Origin of the sequence: Nocardia sp. NBC_00416 (assembly GCF_036032445.1) — a bacterium.
Classification (GTDB): Bacteria; Actinomycetota; Actinomycetes; order Mycobacteriales; family Mycobacteriaceae; genus Nocardia.
The window spans coordinates 2,912,730-2,931,743 of sequence record NZ_CP107932.1; the positions used below are offsets into that span (position 1 = coordinate 2,912,730).

A 19,014-nucleotide genomic window follows, 5' to 3' on the forward strand; every position below is an offset into this window, starting at 1 on the left:
GAATACTGTGCTCCCATGACTGCCGCGATCGATATCTCCGGTCTGCAGAAGACATTCGGCCGCACCCGCGCACTGGACGGACTCGACCTGCAGGTGAGCTCGGGCGAGGTACACGGGTTCCTGGGACCCAACGGCGCCGGGAAATCCACCACCATCCGGGTCCTGCTGGGGCTCTTGCGCGCCGACGGCGGCACCGTCCGGCTGCTGGACAGCGACCCTTGGTCCCGGGCCGCGGAGTTGCACCGCCGACTGGCCTATGTTCCCGGTGATGTGAACCTGTGGCCCAACCTCACCGGCGGCGAGGTGATCGATCTGCTCGGCCGGCTGCGCGGCGGAATCGACGAGAGCAGACGGCGCGACCTGCTGGAACGCTTCGATCTCGATCCGACGAAGAAGGGCCGCACCTACTCCAAGGGCAACAGGCAGAAGGTGGCGCTGGTCGCCGCCCTGGCCTCCGATGTCGAACTGCTGCTGTTCGACGAACCCACCTCCGGACTGGATCCGCTGATGGAGGCGGTGTTCCAGGAATGCGTCGAGGAGATGCGCCGGGACGGACGCACCGTCCTGCTGTCGAGCCATATCCTGGCCCAGGTCGAGGCGCTGTGCGATCGGGTGACCATCATCCGGCAGGGCCGGGCGGTGGAGTCCGGTACCCTCGCCGATCTGCGGCACCTCACCCGGACCTCGATCGAGGCCGAAACTCAGCGTCCGGTCACCGGACTCGGCGACCTACGAGGTGTGCACGATCTCATCGCCGACGGCACCCGGGTCCGCTTCCAGGTCGACACTGTCGAATTGGGCGCGGCGATGGAACATCTCACCACTTTCGGTATCCGGACCCTCACCAGCCAGCCGCCGACGCTGGAGGAACTGTTCCTACGCCATTACGGCGACGAACTCGCGGCGGCGGGGGTGCCGGAATCATGACGGCGCCGAGCAGAACCCGGACCGCGGGCGCTTTCACCGGCACCGGTGTCCTGACCCGGTTCGCGCTCCGCCGCGAACGCTTTCCGCTGGTGGCCTGGATCGTGGGCGATACCCTGGTGTACTGGTCACAGGCGGTCGCGCTGGACGCCGCGTACCCGAACCAGTCCGATCTGGACGCACTCGCCCGGAGCATGTCCGGTAACGCCGCCATGATCGCCATGGCCGGACCGCCCCGGGTGCTGGATACCGTGGCGGGCCAGGTCGCGTTCCAGTCCAGTGCGTTCGGTATGGCGGTGGCCGGGCTGATGAGCATGTTCCTCATCGGACGCCACACCCGCGCCAACGAGGAAACCGGACGCGACGAACTCATCCGCTCCGGGGTGGTCGGCCGCTACGCGCCGCCGACGGCGGCGGCCTTGGTCACGGTCGGCGCGAATCTTCTACTCGGGGCGGCGATCACCCTCAGCCTCATCAGCTACGGTCTTCCGGTCGCGGGTTCGCTCGCGCTGGGTGTGGGCGCCACCTGCGCCGGCTGGGTGTTCGGGGCGATCGCGCTGCTCGCGGCGCAGGTCAGCGCGAGTACGCGCGCCTGCTACGCGATCACCGGAACGGCGCTGGCGGTCTCCTATCTGCTGCGCGCGGTCGGTGATGTCGGCAACGGGGTGCTGTCCTGGTTCTCGCCGCTGGGCTGGGGGCAGGCGATGCGGCCCTACGACGGCGAGATCTGGTGGCCCGCCGGGCTTTCGGTGCTGGTCGCGATCGGCATCGGGGTGGCGGCGGCCCGGGTCCTGGACCGGCGAGATTTCGGCGCCGGACTGATTGCGCCGCGGCCGGGGCCGGCGCGCGCCGCCGAATCCCTGCACGGAACGGTAGGTCTGGCCTGGCGGTTGCAGCGGGGTCTGCTGTTCGGCTGGGCGGTCGGGATGTTCCTCGGCGGGATGTCGTTCGGCACGATCGGTGACGATGTCGACGATCTGCTGGGCGATATCGATCTCGACCAGATCCTCGGCCAGAACATGGGCAGTATGGTCGACGCGTTCTACGCCATGGCCGTCGCGATCCTGGCCATTATCGCCTCCGCGTACACCATCTCGGCCGGGCTGCGCCTGCGGTCCGAGGAAATGTCCGGACATGCCGAACCGCTGCTGTCCACCGGACTGGGCCGGGTGCGCTGGACGGTCGGTCATCTCGTACTCGTGCTGGGCGGTTCGGCCGTCGTAGTAGCACTCAGCGGTTTCGGAATGGGCGTCACCTATGGCCTGATCACCGGCGATCCGGCACAGATGGTCACACTGACCGGAGCCGCGCTGACCTATCTTCCGGCCGTGTGGGTGTTGGGCGGTGTCACGCTGCTCCTGTTCGGCTTCGCGCCCCTGATCAACTCGGCGGCCTGGCTGGTCATGGCTTTCTGCGTGGTCGTCTTGATGTTCGGCGCGACCCTGAAATTCCCCGGATGGCTGATGAGCCTGTCCCCGTTCGACAATATCCCGCTGGTTCCGGCGACGGCATTCGATCCGGTGCCGGTACTGCTCACCTCGGCGGTGGCACTGCTGTTGTGCGCGGCGGGGATATTCGGGTTCCGTCGCCGCGATCTGCAGACCAACTGATCGGTTGCCCTGGACCGCGGTCCGGGGCGAGCGGTGGCCCAGGTTCGGCCGACACGCGGGTCATGTCCCGTTCAGGTGGAACGCCGAGACCTCACCGTGCCGGAACACCAACCGGTGCTGCCGGGGATCTTTGCAGACCTGCGGTCCGGAGAACAGGGCGGTGACCAGGCGTGCACGCCGCCCGGGAGGTCCACGGATGCGACCGGCCGCCTGCTCACGAATGCGTGCGTTGTGCCCGGAGTATCCGAGCCCCTGGATCGAGAACTGATGAGGCAGTGCGGTTCTGCATGGCACTCCCGACCGAGCTACCGGACTATTGGATCCCGGCGCTGATCGGCGGGCTCTCGGGGAAAGTGACCGGGAGAGCGGAAAGAGCCCGGTGGAACGGACCCGGTCGCCACTGCAACTCGTTCGCCGGGATCGCCAGCTCCATCTCGGGGAGGGCGTCCAGCAGCTGATCGATCGCGTCCTGCACGATCAGTACCGCCGCCGGACGAGCCGGGCAGGCGTGCGGGCCCGTCCCGAATGCCAGATGCGAACGATTGTCGGTCACCTCGCCGGTGCGGATGGCGGGATCGTTGTTGCAGGCGGCCATGCTGATCATCACCGGCTGGTGCGCCGGTAACCAGACATTGTCGATCAGGATCGGCTGGCGCGGATAGCTGATGCAGTAGTTCGCCATCGGCGGATCGTTGAACAGCACCTCGTCCAGCGCATCCCGGGTCGACAAACTCCCGTCCAGCACGTTCGCGGCGAACCGCTCGTCGGTCAGCATCAGCAACAGGGTGTTCGAGATCAAGTTCTGCACCGGTTCGATACCCGCCCCGTACAGCGTCACCAGCTGGTGCAACATCTCCTCGTCGTCCAACGCCACCGGATGCTCGACCAGCCAGCTGGTGATATCGGCGCCGGGATCGGCGCGTTTGACCCGGATCAGTTCCAGCAATGCCTCGGACAGCATCTGGTTGCCGCGCTCGGCATCGACGGTATCGAACAGGGCGGCCATCCCGGTGGCCGCGCGCTGGCCGATATCGGGCGAGCAGCCGAGGGTGGCATTGTGTATGGAGAAGGCGAGGGGCAATGCGAACTGGCTGACCACATCGCAGTGGCCGACCTCGCAGAACGAGTTGATCAGCGGTATCGCGACCTGCTCGACGGTTGTGTGCAGCCGATGCAGATCGACCTTCCCGAGCGCCGTGGCGGCTGCCGAGCGGTAACGGAGGTGGTCCCGGCCCGCGCTGCGAATCGGGTTGGGGCGCCACTCCATCATCGGCCGGATCGGGCAATCAGCGGGTATGTTCTTCTCCCAGGCCCGTGGGTCGGCCGGGAAATGATCCGGATCGTGCAGGATCTGCAATGCCGCGTGGTAGCCGATCACCAGGGTGGCCGGTACCCCCGGCGACAGTTCCACCGGGGCCAGCGAACCGAAGCGCCGTCGCATCTCTCGATACACTGTGTGCGGGTCGGCGGCGAATTCCTCCGAATACAAGGAAACACGTGGACCGTCGAAGTCCCGGGGTGCCGCGGGCGAAAAGGGTGCGCTGTCGATATTCAACGTCTGCTGGTTCCTGCACGGTGATGTCTACGGCGGGAACTCCCACCGGAGGGCTGAGTGGCGACTCTCACTGGAACCTAGCGGGCCGAATCGAGTTTCGCAGCGTCACAGGTTTTCTGATACTCCCGCCCCGGCCACCCACTCCGCCCGACTCGCGGCCCCCATGCGAGCCATCCGTGAGCTACCTCCGGAATCGCCCGCGCCCGGCAGCGTATCCGCCGAGATCACACCCGAATACAGTGAGCAACATCACTGCAGCCGGAGCGACACGTGAGCACCAGCGGCACACACCAGCGACCGGACGGGAACACCACCCGGCCGAACTGTGTCCACGGCTCAGCGACCGCCGATTCGGATCGGTGGACTCTCGGGAAAGGTCACCGGCAGCGAGACCAGCGCCCGGTGGAACGGGCCCGGGCGCCATCGCAGCTCACTACGGGGCACCGCGAGTTCCATCTCCGGGACCGCGTCCAGCAACTGATCGATGGCATCCTGCACGATCAGCAGAGCCACCGACCGGGCCGGACAACTGTGCGTTCCCACGCTGAAGGCCAGGTGCGACCGATTATCGGTCAGCCCACCGGTATTGATGGCCGGGTCGTTGTTGCAGGCGGTCATGCTGATCACCACCGGCTGATGCGCCGGCAACCAGATGCCGTCGATCAGAATCGGCTGACGCGGATAGCTGATGCAGTAGTTCGCCATCGGCGGATCGTTGAACAGCACCTCGTCCAGCGCATCCCGGGTCGACAAACTCCCGTCCAGCACGTTCGCCGCGAACCGCTCGTCGGTCAGCATCAGCAGCAGCGTATTGGCGACGAGATTCTGCGGCGGTTCGGTACCCGCGCCGTAGATCAGCGCCAACTGCTGTCTGGTCTCCTCATCGCTGAGCTGCACCGAATGCCGCACCAGGCGGCTGGTGATGTCGTCGCCGGGCTGTACCCGCTTGAGCCGGGCCAGTTCGAGCAGCGCGTCGGCCTGCGTGGCATTGCCCTCGGCCGCACCCACCGTATCGAACATGGCCGCCAATCCACGGGCCGCGCGATGCCCGAGTTCGGGTGGGCAACCGAGCATGGCATTGAGTGTGGCGAAGATCAGCGGTGACGCGTACTGGCCGACCACATCGCAGTAGCCGTCCCCGCAGAACGAGTTGATCAGCGTTACCGCGATCTCCTCGATGGTCGAATGCAGCGCGTGCATATCGACTTCACCGATCGCCGCGACCGCCGCCGCCCGGTACCGAGTGCGATCGTTGCCCACGGTCCGCAGCGGATTCGGCCGGTACTCCATCATCGGCAGCACCGGGCAGTTCTCGGGGACCCCGCGCTGCCATACCCGAGGATCGGCCGGAAAACGCTCCGGATCATTGAGGATTCGCACCGCGGTGTGGTAGCCGATAACCAGGGTGGCCGGTACTCCCGGCGCCAACTCCACCGGGGCCAGCGAACCGAAGCGCCGCCGCATCTCCCGGTACACCTTGTGCGGATCGGCGGCGAATTCCTCCGAATACATGGGGATATAGGGCCCGGTAGGGTCCATCGGGGATCCGTGGATCACGAAACGAGAGTCGGAAACGTGGTACTGAGCAGGTTGCGCTGTGGTCAAGACATCACACTCCGAGGTTCGTATGAATCGGTGAATAGTGCGTTCTCGCAGACCTATCCGCCGACCCATACATCCCGCTCAGCGACGTCCGCGACGAGCCATCAGCAATGAAGTTGTAGTACCGGAAACCTTTACGCTACCGGTCTCAGTTCAGGTACACAGGCAATTCCTGATGACCGTTGGAAACGAAGCTGACCACCGGCTTCAGTTCGCTCACATCCACCGCCAGGCGCATATTCGGGAACCGCTTGAACAGTGCGGGCAGCGCCAGTTCGCCTTCCATCCGCGCCAGCGGGGCGCCGATGCAATGGTGGGCCCCGTGCCCGAACGCGATGTGGTCCTTGACGGTCCGCGTCGCGTCGAAGGTATCGGTGGTCGCGCCGTGGATCTTCGGGTCACGGCTGGCCGCGGCGTAGGACGCCAGGATGGCCTCACCTTTGCTGATCCGCAGGCCGGCGATCTCGATGTCCTCGACGGCGTAGCGCAGCGGCAGATGCGCGACGGGCGCCTCGTAGCGCAGCGTCTCCTCCACCACATCCGACCAGTTCACCTGCCCCGCCAACGCGGCGGACCGCTGCTGCGGATGAGTGAGCAGGGCGACTATCGCCTGATCCAGCAGATTGACCGTCGTCTCGTGACCGGCGTTGATGACCAGCATCAGCGTCTCGACGATCTGCTTCTCGGTGAGCTGTGAACCGTCCTCATCGCGGCTGGCGATCATCACGCTGGTGATGTCGTCGCCCGGATTCTCGCTCCGGTAGGTGACGAGTTCGGTCACCAACCCGTACATTTCGACGAAATTCGCCTGCGCCTGCTCCTGATCGATGGTGGTGTCGAAGTATCGGTCGACACATACCCGCAGACCCGGCCCCAGCGACTCCGGTACGCCGAGCAGTTCGGTGATCACCTGGATCGGGACCGGGTAGGCGTAACCCTCGCGCAGGTCGACCACCTGCCCGGCGGGCGCAGCGGCCAGCCGGTCGAGCAGGTCGGCGATCAGCGCTTCGACCCGGGGACGCAGCGCCGTGGTCCGCCGGTGGGTGAATGCCGGCGACACCAGTTTGCGCAGCCGGCGATGGTCCGCGCCGTAGGCGGTGAACATGTTCTCCACCGCGATCCAGGGCAGCAGCGGCCAGTCCGCGGTGATCTCGCCGTTCACGAACGCCGTCCAGTGTTGCCGCGGATCCTTGGACACACGCGGATCGGCCAGCAGGCTCTTCAGCACCGCGGCATCGGTGACCGACCAGGCGGGAACGCCACCGGGCAGTTCCACCAGCGCGGCAGGTCCCTGGGCACGCAGCCGTGCCGACTCCCCATGGATATCGGCTCCGGCCATATCCAGGACGATGGATTCGCGTTCCAACGACTGTCTCCTTAGACGAGATTGAGCGGCGGAGAGGGCGGAAAAGCGACCGGCAGCGCGGCCAGCGCCCGGTGGAAGGGTCCGGGGCGCCAGACGATTTCTTCGACCGGTATCGCCAACTCCAGTTCGGGAAGCGCGTCGAGCAGCAGATCGATCGCCTCCTGGACCACGACGAACGCCGGAGACTGCGCGGGGCAGGCGTGCGGTCCGATGCTCCAGGCCAGATGGGAGCGGTTGCCGGTGTGGTCGGCGCCCCGGATGGCCGGGTCGTTGTTACACGCGGACAAACTGATCACCACCGGCTGATGGGCGGGCAGCCAGGTGTGTTCGACGAGAATCGGCTGCCGTGGATAGGTGGTGCAGAAGTTCGCCATCGGCGGGTCGTTGAACAGCACCTCGTCCAGCGCGTCCCGAGTCGACAGGCTGCCGCCGAGCATATTTCCGCCGAACCGGTCGTCGGTCATCATCAGCAGCAGGGTGTTGTTGATGAGATTCTGCTGCGGTTCCACCCCGGCGCCGTAGAAGCTGATCAGATTGGAGAGCAACTCCTCGTCGTCGAGCTTTGCGGAGTGGTGGACCAGCCGCGAGGTCACATCGTTACCGGGGTCGGATCGCTTCTGGAAGATGAGCTCCATCAGCGCCTCGCTGAGGTGGTTCATACCCCATTCGGCGTTGACGGTGTCGAACAGCGCGGCCATACCGTTGGCCACCCGCTCCCCCAGTTCCAACGAGCAGCCGACCATTTGGTTCAGCACCTCGAAGACCAGCGGGAACGCGTACTGGGTGACGAGATCGGCTTTGCCCGTCTCACAGAACGAGTTGATGAGCGGAACCGCGATCCGCTCCACGGTCTGGTGCAGTTCGTGCAGGTCGATTCCGTCGATCGCGTACACGTAGGCCTGGCGGTATCGCTGATGCAGATCACCGCTGTTGCGCAACGCGTTCGGATACCACTCCATCATCGGCTTGACCGGTGAGTCGGGCGGGATGCTCGTCTGCCAGGTGCGCGGATCGGCCGGAAAGCGGTCGGAGTCGTTGAGGATCCGAACCGCCGCGTCGTACCCGATCACCAGCGTCGCCGGCACATTCGGGGCCAGATCAATGGGAACCAGCGATCCGTACCGGCTCCGCATCGCAGCGTAGGCACGATGCGGATCACCGGCGAATTCCTCGGAGAAGAGGCTGAAGCGAGGGCCGACGCCTCCGGTGGGTTCCCCGTGGATCACCGGGCACCCGGCGAACGGAGGTTGCTGCTGCGGAACCGGAGAGAACTGCGTGGTCAAAGACGAGACTCCAATCGGTGGAACAAGTATTCGACGAGCGTGATCAGCGACTGCAGGCAGGTTCGCCGATCACGGGCGTCGAGCGCGATGAGCGGAGTGTCTTCGGTCAGGTCGAGCGCCTCACGTACTTCCGACAGCGGGAAGCGATTCGAGCCTTCGAACTCGTTCACCCCGACCGCGTACGGCACACCGCGCTCCTCGAGTACGGCCAGCACCTCGTCGGCCTTCTCGATACGCCGGGTGTCCACCAGGACCAGGGCGCCGAGCGCGCCCTTGGCCAGTTCCTCCCACAGCGGAATGAACCGCTGCTGGCCCGGCGTACCGAAGAGGTACAGAGCCAGTTCGGGGTTGAGCGTGATACGACCGAAGTCCATCGCGACCGTGGTCGTCGTTTTCGATCCCAGCCCGCCCAGATCGTCGATCCCGACGCTGGCCTCGGTGATGGTCTCCTCGGTGCGCAGCGGTTTGATCTCGGAAACACTGCTCACGAAGGTGGTCTTGCCGACGCCGAAATTACCGGCGACCAGCAATTTCACCGATCGGGTCACCGTCTCCGGCACATAGTCGACCGCGCGGCCGTAGTCCGCGGGCCGATCAGGCCGGGAGAGCACGGAGCCCATTGAGTACCTCCTCGAGCAGGGCGATCTCCGGCATTATTTCCGCCGGGGTCGGGATATTCAGATGTCCGCTGTCCAGCAGATCGGACACGACGATCGTCACCACCGACGGTGGGAGGTCGAGATAGGCGGCGACCTCCGCGATCGACAGAGCACCGCGCGCGCAGACATCGACCACCCGGCGGGCGTCCGGCGTGGAGCCCGGCGCCGGATCCCCGACGGCGAGGACCAGTGTCACCAGGCCCAGTTCGCGCGTAGGACGGGAGCGTCCGCCGGTCCGCACATACGCGCGGACCAGGTCTGGGTCACGCCGCGACCGGCTCATTGCAGATCGCCGCCGTGTGCGCCTCTGCGAGGTTCGCTGCCGAGCTCGTGACCGACCCGGCTGGCCAGCTCGTTCATCCGGTGCGCGATCAGGCCCACGTCGATATCGGTCATGGTCGCCACGCCCAGGAGCGCGCCCTCGCCCGCGGCCGTGATCATGATCATGCCCTGGTCGTACTCGGTCATGTTCTGCCGCACATCGTTTCCGTTGCTGCCACAGAACTCTCCGAGCGCTTTCCCGAGTGACCGCAGGCCGGAGGCCGCGGCCGCGAAACGTTCGGCATCATCTTTCGCGATACCCGCCGAATGGGCGATGCGCAGACCGTCCTCGGACAACAGGACGGCGAATCGGACGCCGGGAACCTCGAGATCGTCCAGTAACCAGCCCAGTTTGTTGGTGCTGTCGGATACCACTGTCCTCGGTGAACCCATCAGGATGTCATCCCTTCGGTGTGTTCGGTTGCGGCGGCACGGCCGCTCTTGGAGCCGCTCTGCCAGGCGGCGGCGATATCGGGGCGGGGCTGCCCTACTTCGGTCCTGGATTCTTCGGACACGCGATCGTTGATGTCGGCGGGTACGGACGCTGCCCGGCGCCGACGCCGAGGCAGTCCGCCGCTGGTGATGTCGTGGACTGTCGTACGCTGCTCGCTCTCGGTATCGTCCTCGGCGACCGCACCGGCCGCCGGGATCCGCTCGACGGGACGGGAACTCTCGACCGAGACCGCGGCGTGCGCGCCGGTGCTCGTGGCCGAATGTGCTCCCCCATTGGACGATACGGTGTTGCCGACCAGGGCGTTACCCGCCCCGCTGGAAACCGATGGGACCTGACCCGCGGGCACCGCGGCGAGTTCCCGCGGAGCCGGAACTCCGTTCGACAAAGCGTCGTTCTCCTGGTTGGTCTTGGGTGCGACCAGCAGTGCCTCCGGGATGTAGACCATGGCCCGCATACCGCCGTAGGCGTTCGGGCCGTCGATGTAGACGGTGAACCCGTAGCGGCGGGCGAGCGCGGCGATACCGGGGAAACCGACCTTGGGGGCCGGGCCGAGCTGGTGGATATCGACCGAACGTTCGTTGGCCAGAACCTGCCGGGCTTCTTCCATCTGCTCGGCGTTCATCCGCACGCCGGCATCGTCGACGATCACGGTCACCCCGTGATGGCCTTCCTGGAAGGTGACGTCCACGAAGGAGGTCGGTGGCGAATAGCGCAGCGCATTGTCGACGAGCGAGGCCAGCGTATGCACCAGGGGTTCCACCGCACGGCTGATGACGATGCGGTCCAGCTGAGAGGGCCGCACCCGCAGGTAGTCACGGACACGACCGGTCGCACCGCCGACGACGTCGGTGAGGGACTGGGCGGGCCAGCGGCGGCCGGGCAGACCACCACAGACGATCACATAGGACTGCGCCTGGCGGATCATCTGCTGCACGGTGTGGTCGATGCGGATCAGGGTCTCGTACACGCGATCGTCGCGGTGTTCGCGGAGCGCGGAGCTCACCACCTGGGAGACGTCGGCGCCCAGACTGACCACGGAGGTGCCGAACGAACGAACCGCCGCACTGGTCGCTTCACGCGAAAGAGATTCCGCGCGTTCCCGACCGGCGTCGGCCTCGGTGCGTACGGACCGCTCCGCGGTGGAGACCGCGGTCCGGACTTGTTCTTCCATCTCCCGCGTCACACTCTCGCGGGTTTCGCTCTGGACGGTTCGCAGGTCTTCGGAGACCCGATCGATGATCCAGCGCAGGCATTGCGCGAAGCGCGAGTTCTCCAGGCCCGGTGGCACTTCGGGTGCGACAGTGGTCTGCTCGAACCGGCGGGTGGATTCCGAAACGGCGGGCAAGGTGCTGGCGGCGAGATGCTCTAGCGCGTCCTCGCGCACAGCTAGCTCCCGCTCGAGTACGTCCAGTCGTTTCTGTTGGTCACGCACGGCCCGAACGGCGTACCACGCCACGCCGAGTACCAATATGGGGGCGAGGATCCAGGGAAGCAGCACGGCGGTATTCAGATTCATCAGCTTTCTCGTCGTTGACGGGGCTCGAGGTGCGCCACGCGGAGCCGCGGATACCACGGCACTTCGTCTCGCCTTCCTCGCGACGCCGACCATGTTCGCCCCTGGCCGGATGAGGTCCGCGCCGGGCTCGCGGTGGCGGTCGGTGACATATCCCTTAGTTACTTTCAGATACCCGAAAGTAACTAAGGGACAAGTCATTCGGCCGCTCGCTGACCATCGGAACACATCCCCCGATGGCCCGGAACCCGACGACTCGCTCACAGTAGCAGCATTGTCGTGAACTCTCTCAATAACGGCCGATAATCGATTGTCACCTTTCCGTGATAGGGCCGCGACCTCGCGGAACGTGGAAAGGCATTGCGACGGTGAAGATCACGGAGGCGGGACACCGCCGCCGGCGCACGTGCACCGCGGCGTGCTCGAGCGCACACCGCGACGGCATCCCCTATCACCAGCGGCGGAGCCATCGAAACGGACCGACCGGTCGGCGATTGGCGAGCGGCCCGCAAAATTGATATTAAGACAGATCGAATACTGCGGCGGCACCGATCGATTCGGCCGATCCGCCGGGCGAAATCCACAATGCGGGCACCTGAACTCGGCGTGCGGTGTTCACTCCGCGGATACTGAAATGCCCGCAATCCAGTGAAAGACCGGCATTACCGGGCGGAATACGACCGCGGCGCCGGAGGGCCGAGAGGCCCGCACCCGGGGACGGCTTCCCGGCCGTGGGATCGGTTCAATTCGGGTATAGACCAGAATGCGACGGCGACCTCACGGTCGCCGTCGCGAATTACCTGTACAAGTGGGTGTGGCCGGCCCTCAGACCGTGAAACCGAGTGCCCGCAATTGCTCCCGGCCGTCCTCGGTGATCTTGTCCGGACCCCACGGCGGCATCCAGACCCAATTGATCTTCAGATCGTCGACCAGGCCGCTGCGCACCAGGGCGTTGCGGGACTGGTCCTCGATCACATCGGTGAGCGGGCAGGCGGCCGACGTCAGCGTCATATCGAGAACTGCGGTGGTCTCCTCGACCCGCAGTCCATAGACCAGACCCAGGTCGACGACATTGATACCGAGTTCGGGATCGACCACATCGCGCATGGCCTCTTCGAGATCGGCTAGCTGCGCCAGTTCCTCGGGCGACAACTCCGCGGCGGCCGGAACGGCCTCGCCGGACACCGCCGGAACGGCCCCGTCCGAAGCAGCCGGAACGGCCCCGTCCGAAGCAGCCGGATCGGCCTGGTCGGGCGCGGTGGTCTCGGTGGCGGAAATATCGGTCATGCTGTTTCCCCGTTCCGTGATGGGTCGGTACCGGATGCGCCGGGAGCCGCGCCGACATCGGCCGCGGCGGCGACCCGCAGCGTCGCGTCCTTGAACGCCAGCCAGCCCAGCAGCGCGCATTTCACGCGGGCCGGATATTTGGCGACGCCGGCGAAGGCGATCCCGTCGCCGATGATGTCCTCGTCGCCGTCGACGGTGCCTCGGCTGCCGATCATCTCGATGAACGAATCGACGACCCCCAGCGCCTCCGCAACCGGCAGCCCGATCACCTGATCGGTCAACACCGAGATGGCGGCCTGGCTGATCGAGCAGCCCTGCCCGTCATAGGACACATCCGCGATGTCACCGTGGTCGCCGAGCCGCACCCGCAGCGTCACCGCGTCACCGCACGTGGGGTTCACGTGGTGCACTTCGGCGCCGTACGGCTCGCGCAGCCCATGATTGTGCGGATGCTTGTAGTGATCCAGGATCACTTCCTGATACATGTCTTCTATACGCATGCTCTAGCCAACCCCGAAGAAGCTCTGCGCCTTCCGCACTGCGGCGACCATTTTCTCCACCTCGTCCACGGTGTTGTACAGCGCGAACGACGCACGGGCGGTAGCGACTACACCGAACCGCTGGTGCAGCGGCGCGGCGCAATGGTGTCCGACCCGGATCGCGACACCCTCGTCATCGAGGATCTGCCCCAGATCGTGCGCATGGATCCCGTCCACGACGAACGCCACCGCGCCACCGCGCTCGACGTTCTCGGTCGGCCCGACGATCCGCACGCCCGCAACCTCGCCCAGCCCGGCGAGTGCGGCGTCGACGAGCAGGTGCTCGTGCGCGGCCACCGCGTCCATGCCGATCTCCTGCAGGTATCGCACCGCCGCGCCGAGCCCGACCACCTGCGAGGTCATCGGCACCCCGGCCTCGAACCGCTGCGGCGGCGGGGCGAAGGTGGTCTTCTCCATGGTGACGGTCTCGATCATCGACCCGCCGCTGATGAAGGGCGGGGTCTGCGCGAGGATCGCCCGTTTTCCGTACAGCACACCCACACCGGAGGGCCCCAGCATCTTGTGCCCGGAGAACGCGGCGTAATCCACGTCCAGCGCGCCCAGATCGACCGGCGCGTGCGGTACCGACTGGCAGGCGTCCAGCACCACCAGCGCGCCGACGGCGCGGGCCCGGCGCACCAGTTCCGCGACCGGCGCCACGGCACCGGTGACATTCGACTGATGGGTGAAGGCCACGACCTTGGTGGCCGGGGACAGTTCGAGCGAATCCAGATCGATACGCCCCTCGTCCGTGACCCCGTACCAGCGCAAGGTGGCACCGGTGCGACGAGCGAGTTCCTGCCAGGGCACCAGGTTGGCGTGATGTTCGAGTTCGGTGATCACGATCTCGTCGCCCGGGCCCACGTGGTACGGGAACCGATCGTCGGCGAACGAGTAGGTCACCACGTTCAGCGATTCGGTCGCGTTCTTGGTGAACACGATCTCGTCGGCCGCCGCGCCCACGAAGCCGGCGATCTCGGCCCGGGCGCCCTCATAGGCGTCGGTGGCTTCCTCCGCCAGCTGATGCGCGCCGCGGTGTACCGCCGAGTTCCGTTCGACGAGGAATTCGCGCTCGGCGTCCAGCACCGCCAGCGGCCGCTGCGAAGTCGCCCCGGAATCCAGGTACACCAGCGGCTTCCCCTCCCGGACCGTACGGTTCAGGATCGGGAAGTCGGCCCGGATCCGGGCGACGTCGAAGGTGGGGAGGGTCGCTGTCATCTCAGGCTCCGGCTCCTGCGGTCTGGGTGAACTTCACATAGCCGTTGGCGTCGAGTTCCTCGGCCAGCTCGGGACCGCCCTCGGCCACGATGCGCCCGCCGACGAACACGTGCACGAACTGCGGCTGGATATAGCGCAGGATACGGGTGTAGTGGGTGATCAGCAGGACGCCGCCGTTCTCCCGCTCCCGGTAGCGGTTGACACCCTCGGAGACGATACGCAGCGCGTCCACATCGAGGCCGGAATCGGTCTCGTCGAGGATGGCGATCTTCGGCTTCAGCAGGCCCAGCTGCAGGATCTCGTGCCGCTTCTTCTCGCCACCGGAGAAGCCCTCGTTCACGCTGCGCTCGGCGAAGGCGGCGTCGATATCGAGTTCGTTCATCGACTCCTTCACCTCCTTGACCCAGTGCCGCAGCTTCGGCGCTTCGCCGCGCACCGCGGTCACGGCGGTGCGCAGGAAGTTCGAGGTGGAGACGCCGGGCACCTCTACCGGGTACTGCATGGCCAGGAACAGTCCGGCCCGCGCCCGCTCGTCCACCGACATCGCCAGCACGTCCTCACCGTCGAGGGTGATCGTGCCCGAGGTGACGGTGTACTTGGGATGTCCGGCGATGGCGTAGGACAGGGTCGACTTGCCGGAGCCGTTGGGACCCATGATGGCGTGCGTCTCGCCGGATTTCACGGTGAGGTTCACACCGTTGAGGATCTTGACGGTCTCCCCGTCCGGGGTGGCGACCTCGGCGTGCAGGTCCTTGATTTCCAGGGTGGTCATAGGTTGCTGAATTCCTTCGGTGGGCTGGGAACGCGGATCTCGGTCAGACGCCGATGGCGGCGAGTTCGGCCTCGATGGCCGCCTCGAGCCGCTCGGCGACCTCGCGGACCGCGATCTTCTGGATGATCTCGTGGAAGAAACCGCGGACCACCAGACGGCGGGCGACCTCTTCCGGAATACCGCGGGCACGCAGATAGAACAGCTGTTCGTCGTCGAACCGCCCGGTCGCCGACGCGTGACCGGCGCCGACGATCTCACCGGTCTCGATCTCCAGGTTCGGCACGGAGTCGGCGCGGGCGCCGTCGGTGAGAACCAGGTTGCGGTTGATCTCGAAGGTGTCGGTGCCCTCGGCGGCGGCACGGATCAGCACGTCACCGACCCACACCGTGCGAGCATCACCCTTGGGCGAATGCGGGTCGCCCTGCAGGGCGCCCTTGTACAGCACGTTCGATTTGCAGTGCGGGACAGCGTGATCGACGAGCAGGCGCTGTTCGAAATGCTGTCCGGCGTCGGCGAAGTAGAGGCCGAGCAGTTCGGCGTCGCCGCCCGGACCGGCGTAACGGACATTGCCGGTGAGCCGCACGAGATCACCGCCGAGGGTGACCGCGGTGTGCCGCAGTACCGCGTCGCGGCCCAGCAGGGCGTGATGCGCGGTGGCGTGCACGGCGTCATCGGCCCAGTCCTGGACTGCGACGACGGTGAGCCGGGCGCTGTCACCGAGGACGAATTCGATGTTCTCGGCATAGGTTCCGCTGCCCCGCTGGTCGATCACCACGGTGGCGACGGCGAATTCGGCCAGTCGCACCTGCAGGTGACCGTAGGCGGTCTTGCCCTCACCCGGACCGGTGATACGCACGACGACGGGTTCGGCGACCTCGGTCTCCTTGCCCACCGAGACGACCGTAGCCCGCTCGAACCCGGAGTACGCCTGGGCGGCCACCCGATCCGACGGGGTACCGCCGGCGCCCAGCCGGGCGTCGTCGCGATCCACGGTCTCCACCGTGACCCCGGCAACCGAGTCGACCTCGACGCCGGCCTGCCCGTCCCGGATGGCGGTGCCGTTGTGCAGGCCGCGCAGCCGGCGCAGCGGGGTGAACCGCCACGCCTCGTCCTTACCGGAGGGGATCTCGAAGGCGTTCACATCGAACGAGGTGAACACCTCGCCCTTGTTGATCGCCGGAGTACGAGCCTCGGCGGCCTCGGCAACGTTGTCCAATGCCATCAGCCGACGGCTCCTTCCATCTGCAGTTCGATCAGGCGGTTGAGCTCGAGGGCGTACTCCATCGGGAGTTCCTTGGCGATGGGCTCGACGAAGCCGCGCACGACCATCGCCATCGCCTCGTCCTCGGTCATACCGCGGCTCATGAGGTAGAACAGTTGATCCTCGGACACCTTCGACACGGTCGCTTCGTGCCCCATGGTCACGTCGTCCTCGCGGATATCGACGTAGGGGTAGGTGTCGGAGCGGCTGATGGTGTCGACCAGCAGCGCATCGCATTTCACCGTCGACTTGGACCCGTAGGCGCCCTTGTTCACCTGGACCAGGCCACGGTAGGAGGCCCGGCCGCCGCCACGCGCCACCGATTTGGACACGATGGTCGAGGAGGTGTGCGGCGCCAGGTGCACCATCTTGGCGCCGGTGTCCTGATGCTGGCCCTCACCGGCGAAAGCGACCGAGAGCACCTCGCCCTTGGCGTGCTCACCGGTCATCCACACGGCCGGGTACTTCATGGTGACCTTGGAGCCGATATTGCCGTCGATCCATTCCATGGTCGCGCCGGCCTCGGCCTTGGCCCGCTTGGTGACCAGGTTGTAGACGTTGTTCGACCAGTTCTGGATGGTCGTGTAGCGGCAGCGGCCGCCCTTCTTCACGATGATCTCGACCACGGCCGAGTGCAGCGAATCGGATTTGTAGATCGGCGCGGTGCAGCCCTCGACGTAGTGCACGTAGGCGTCCTCGTCGACGATGATCAGGGTGCGCTCGAACTGGCCCATGTTCTCGGTGTTGATCCGGAAGTAGGCCTGCAGCGGGATGTCCACGTGCACGCCCGGCGGCACATAGATGAAGGAGCCGCCCGACCAGACCGAGGTGTTCAGCGCGGAGAACTTGTTGTCCCCGGCGGGGATGACCGAGCCGAAGTACTGGCGGAAGATCTCCGGATGCTCCTTCAACGCCGTATCGGTGTCGAGGAAGATGACGCCCTGCTGTTCCAGATCCTCGCGGATCTGGTGATAGACGACTTCACTCTCGTACTGTGCGGCGACACCCGAGACCAGCCGCTGCTTCTCCGCTTCCGGGATGCCCAGCTTGTCGTAGGTGTTGCGGATGTCCTCGGGCAGGTCCTCCCAGCTCTCGGCCTGCTTCTCGGTCGAGCGCACGAAGTACTTGATGTTGTCGAAGTCGATGCCGTCGAGGTTCGATCCCCAGTGCGGCATCGGTTTGCGATCGAAGATCCGCAGCGCCTTGAGACGGTTCTCCAGCATCCAGGTCGGTTCGCTCTTCTTGTTCGAGATATCGCGAACGACCTCTTCGGACAGACCCCGCTGCGCGCTGGCGCCCGCCACATCCGAGTCCGCCCAGCCGTAGCCGTAGTTGCCCAGTGAGGCGATGGCCTCCTCCTGGGTGAGCGAAGGCACCTGGTCGGTGGTGGTCGTCATTCGGCGCTCCTTCCGGAGTCGTTCGTTGCGTCCGTTGCGGGCTGTGCAACGGTTGTGGGTGAAGCGTTGTGCGAGTCGGTGCCGCCCGCCGCGGTCGGCAGCACTGTCAGGGGTACATGGGTGGTGCAGGCGCAGTCGCCGTTGGCGATCGTCGCCAGGCGCTGCACATGCGTACCGAGGACCTCCCGGAAGGCCTCGAGTTCGGCTTCGCACAGCTCGGGGAATTCCTCGGCGACGTGCGAAACGGGGCAGTGGTGCTGACAGATCTGCACACCCGCGCCCACCCGCCGCGTGCTGGCGGCGAATCCCGCGTCCGAGAGCGCGGTGGCGATCTCCTCCGCCTTGGCCACGGTGCCGGACCGCGCCCCCTCCGCGCCGGTCCCGTCCGACTCGGGGTCGGATCCCGGCGCGGGCAGCGGTTCGATCCCGTCGACCAGAGTGCGGGCCCGTTTGCGGGCGAACGCGGTGACGGCTTCCGCCCCGCCGATCTCCCGCAGTTGCCGAATGGCGGCACCGGCCAGATCGTCGTAGGCGTGACCGAGCATGCCCCGCCCGGCCGCAGTGAGCTGGTATTGCTTCGCCGGTCGCCCGCGGCCCTTCTGCTGCCAGGGCGCCGAACGCCCGGCCCGCGCCTGACCCGATTCGATGAGGGCGTCCAGGTGCCGGCGCACACCCGCCGGGGCCAAGCCCAGCGCGCTGCCGATCGCGGTCGCGGTGATCGGCCCTTCCTCGAGCAGAAGTTTGACGATGGCGGCTCGGGTATGTCCTTCACCGCCGGTCGCGGGCAGGCCGACAGACCCGGGACCGGTCCGGTGACCAGCCCTTTCGTCCACATCCGGCAAACCCATAGTTTTCACAACATCAGTGTGGCGGAATTCGTTCCTGAAATCTAATAAGGGTGCCCTGACCAGGCGGGTCACCGGCGGGCGCCGTACTCGGCGGAAACCCCGGAAATCGCCTGCTCCGGCGAGAAAGTCCCGCTCGCCTGGGCCGGACCGGATCGGCGAAGTGATCTGCTTCACTGCGCCCGGGGCAGGTCCGGCCACCGTTCTCCCACCGGAGAAATTAGCTGTCCGGCTGCGCTGCCGCGCCGGCGGGCGGCAGCCCGAACCGACACCGGACGACCGGAGACCCGTCCCCCGCCTCGGTCCCGCAAGCTCCGGCATCGCCACCGCGGCGATGCCGAGCCGACCACGGTAGCTGGAAGGTGTCCCGACCCGGGATCCGGTGAACCGCACCCGGGCCACCCTCCG

Annotated in this window: 17 protein-coding genes; 2 read left to right on the plus strand and 15 right to left on the minus strand. The window is 66.4% G+C overall.

The window, feature by feature from the left end:
* Positions 1-15: 15 nt before the first annotated feature.
* Both OG804_RS12010 and OG804_RS12015 read left to right on the plus strand, forming a co-directional pair.
* On the plus strand, positions 16-927 hold the full coding sequence (locus tag OG804_RS12010) for an ABC transporter ATP-binding protein (protein ID WP_328396895.1): 912 nt from the start codon (positions 16-18) through the stop codon (positions 925-927).
* Entirely contained in the window at positions 924-2,534 is a 1,611-nt protein-coding gene (locus tag OG804_RS12015) for an ABC transporter permease (RefSeq protein WP_328396897.1), read from the plus strand. The genes OG804_RS12010 and OG804_RS12015 overlap by 4 nt, the downstream gene beginning before the upstream one ends.
* Positions 2,535-2,847: 313 nt before the next feature.
* Here OG804_RS12015 and OG804_RS12020 read toward each other — a convergent pair whose 3' ends face one another.
* The 15 genes from OG804_RS12020 to OG804_RS12090 all read right to left on the minus strand — a co-directional run bounded on the left by OG804_RS12020 (position 2,848) and on the right by OG804_RS12090 (position 18,609).
* A complete protein-coding gene (locus OG804_RS12020) occupies positions 2,848-3,975 on the minus strand; it encodes a cytochrome P450 (protein WP_442941803.1) in 1,128 nt (375 codons plus the stop codon).
* Positions 3,976-4,425: 450 nt separating this feature from the next.
* Positions 4,426-5,628, minus strand: a complete 1,203-nt coding sequence (locus tag OG804_RS12025) for a cytochrome P450 (protein WP_328396899.1) — start codon at positions 5,626-5,628, stop codon at positions 4,426-4,428.
* 211 nt (positions 5,629-5,839) lie between these two features.
* Positions 5,840-7,057: a cytochrome P450 family protein gene (locus OG804_RS12030; protein ID WP_328396901.1), complete on the minus strand. Its 1,218-nt coding sequence runs from the start codon at positions 7,055-7,057 to the stop codon at positions 5,840-5,842.
* 11 nt (positions 7,058-7,068) lie between these two features.
* Positions 7,069-8,340 (minus strand): cytochrome P450, encoded by a 1,272-nt coding sequence (locus OG804_RS12035; RefSeq protein WP_328396903.1) that lies wholly within the window; start codon positions 8,338-8,340, stop codon positions 7,069-7,071.
* A complete protein-coding gene (locus OG804_RS12040) occupies positions 8,337-8,960 on the minus strand; it encodes a GTP-binding protein (protein ID WP_328396905.1) in 624 nt (207 codons plus the stop codon). The genes OG804_RS12035 and OG804_RS12040 overlap by 4 nt, the downstream gene beginning before the upstream one ends.
* The gene (locus OG804_RS12045) at positions 8,935-9,282 is read right to left on the minus strand and encodes a DUF742 domain-containing protein (RefSeq protein ID WP_327150742.1); all 348 of its coding nucleotides are present in this window, start codon (positions 9,280-9,282) and stop codon (positions 8,935-8,937) included. The genes OG804_RS12040 and OG804_RS12045 overlap by 26 nt, the downstream gene beginning before the upstream one ends.
* Positions 9,279-9,713 (minus strand): roadblock/LC7 domain-containing protein, encoded by a 435-nt coding sequence (locus OG804_RS12050; RefSeq protein ID WP_058855539.1) that lies wholly within the window; start codon positions 9,711-9,713, stop codon positions 9,279-9,281. Before OG804_RS12050 ends, OG804_RS12045 begins: the two co-directional genes overlap by 4 nt.
* The gene (locus OG804_RS12055; protein ID WP_328396907.1) at positions 9,713-11,290 is read right to left on the minus strand and encodes an ATP-binding protein; all 1,578 of its coding nucleotides are present in this window, start codon (positions 11,288-11,290) and stop codon (positions 9,713-9,715) included. The genes OG804_RS12050 and OG804_RS12055 overlap by 1 nt, the downstream gene beginning before the upstream one ends.
* Positions 11,291-12,112: 822 nt before the next feature.
* On the minus strand, positions 12,113-12,574 hold the full coding sequence (locus tag OG804_RS12060) for a metal-sulfur cluster assembly factor (RefSeq protein WP_328396909.1): 462 nt from the start codon (positions 12,572-12,574) through the stop codon (positions 12,113-12,115).
* The gene (sufU, locus tag OG804_RS12065; RefSeq protein ID WP_328396911.1) at positions 12,571-13,074 is read right to left on the minus strand and encodes a Fe-S cluster assembly sulfur transfer protein SufU; all 504 of its coding nucleotides are present in this window, start codon (positions 13,072-13,074) and stop codon (positions 12,571-12,573) included. The genes OG804_RS12060 and sufU overlap by 4 nt, the downstream gene beginning before the upstream one ends.
* A gap of 3 nt (positions 13,075-13,077) precedes the next feature.
* The gene (locus OG804_RS12070; protein WP_328396913.1) at positions 13,078-14,331 is read right to left on the minus strand and encodes a cysteine desulfurase; all 1,254 of its coding nucleotides are present in this window, start codon (positions 14,329-14,331) and stop codon (positions 13,078-13,080) included.
* A gap of 1 nt (position 14,332) precedes the next feature.
* Positions 14,333-15,103 (minus strand): Fe-S cluster assembly ATPase SufC, encoded by a 771-nt coding sequence (sufC, locus tag OG804_RS12075; RefSeq protein ID WP_328396915.1) that lies wholly within the window; start codon positions 15,101-15,103, stop codon positions 14,333-14,335.
* A gap of 43 nt (positions 15,104-15,146) precedes the next feature.
* Positions 15,147-16,325, minus strand: a complete 1,179-nt coding sequence (gene sufD / locus OG804_RS12080; protein WP_328396917.1) for a Fe-S cluster assembly protein SufD — start codon at positions 16,323-16,325, stop codon at positions 15,147-15,149.
* On the minus strand, positions 16,325-17,761 hold the full coding sequence (sufB, locus tag OG804_RS12085) for a Fe-S cluster assembly protein SufB (RefSeq protein WP_328396919.1): 1,437 nt from the start codon (positions 17,759-17,761) through the stop codon (positions 16,325-16,327). Before sufB ends, sufD begins: the two co-directional genes overlap by 1 nt.
* Positions 17,758-18,609, minus strand: a complete 852-nt coding sequence (locus tag OG804_RS12090; RefSeq protein WP_328398339.1) for a helix-turn-helix transcriptional regulator — start codon at positions 18,607-18,609, stop codon at positions 17,758-17,760. Before OG804_RS12090 ends, sufB begins: the two co-directional genes overlap by 4 nt.
* Between the last annotated feature and the right edge of the window lie 405 nt (positions 18,610-19,014).

Excerpts from the sequence above, each read along its gene's own strand:
- OG804_RS12010 (WP_328396895.1), top strand. The coding sequence starts at position 16 with ATGACTGCCGCGATCGATATCTCCGGTCTGCAGAAGACATTCGGCCGC.
- OG804_RS12015 (WP_328396897.1), top strand. The coding sequence starts at position 924 with ATGACGGCGCCGAGCAGAACCCGGACCGCGGGCGCTTTCACCGGCACC.
- OG804_RS12020 (WP_442941803.1), bottom strand. The coding sequence starts at position 3,975 with ATGCGACGGCGCTTCGGTTCGCTGGCCCCGGTGGAACTGTCGCCGGGG.
- OG804_RS12025 (WP_328396899.1), bottom strand. The coding sequence starts at position 5,628 with ATGGACCCTACCGGGCCCTATATCCCCATGTATTCGGAGGAATTCGCC.
- OG804_RS12040 (WP_328396905.1), bottom strand. The coding sequence starts at position 8,960 with ATGGGCTCCGTGCTCTCCCGGCCTGATCGGCCCGCGGACTACGGCCGC.
- OG804_RS12045 (WP_327150742.1), bottom strand. The coding sequence starts at position 9,282 with ATGAGCCGGTCGCGGCGTGACCCAGACCTGGTCCGCGCGTATGTGCGG.
- OG804_RS12050 (WP_058855539.1), bottom strand. The coding sequence starts at position 9,713 with ATGGGTTCACCGAGGACAGTGGTATCCGACAGCACCAACAAACTGGGC.
- OG804_RS12055 (WP_328396907.1), bottom strand. The coding sequence starts at position 11,290 with ATGAATCTGAATACCGCCGTGCTGCTTCCCTGGATCCTCGCCCCCATA.
- OG804_RS12060 (WP_328396909.1), bottom strand. The coding sequence starts at position 12,574 with ATGACCGATATTTCCGCCACCGAGACCACCGCGCCCGACCAGGCCGAT.
- sufU (WP_328396911.1), bottom strand. The coding sequence starts at position 13,074 with ATGCGTATAGAAGACATGTATCAGGAAGTGATCCTGGATCACTACAAG.
- OG804_RS12070 (WP_328396913.1), bottom strand. The coding sequence starts at position 14,331 with ATGACAGCGACCCTCCCCACCTTCGACGTCGCCCGGATCCGGGCCGAC.
- sufC (WP_328396915.1), bottom strand. The coding sequence starts at position 15,103 with ATGACCACCCTGGAAATCAAGGACCTGCACGCCGAGGTCGCCACCCCG.
- sufD (WP_328396917.1), bottom strand. The coding sequence starts at position 16,325 with ATGGCATTGGACAACGTTGCCGAGGCCGCCGAGGCTCGTACTCCGGCG.
- sufB (WP_328396919.1), bottom strand. The coding sequence starts at position 17,761 with ATGACGACCACCACCGACCAGGTGCCTTCGCTCACCCAGGAGGAGGCC.
- OG804_RS12090 (WP_328398339.1), bottom strand. The coding sequence starts at position 18,609 with ATGGGTTTGCCGGATGTGGACGAAAGGGCTGGTCACCGGACCGGTCCC.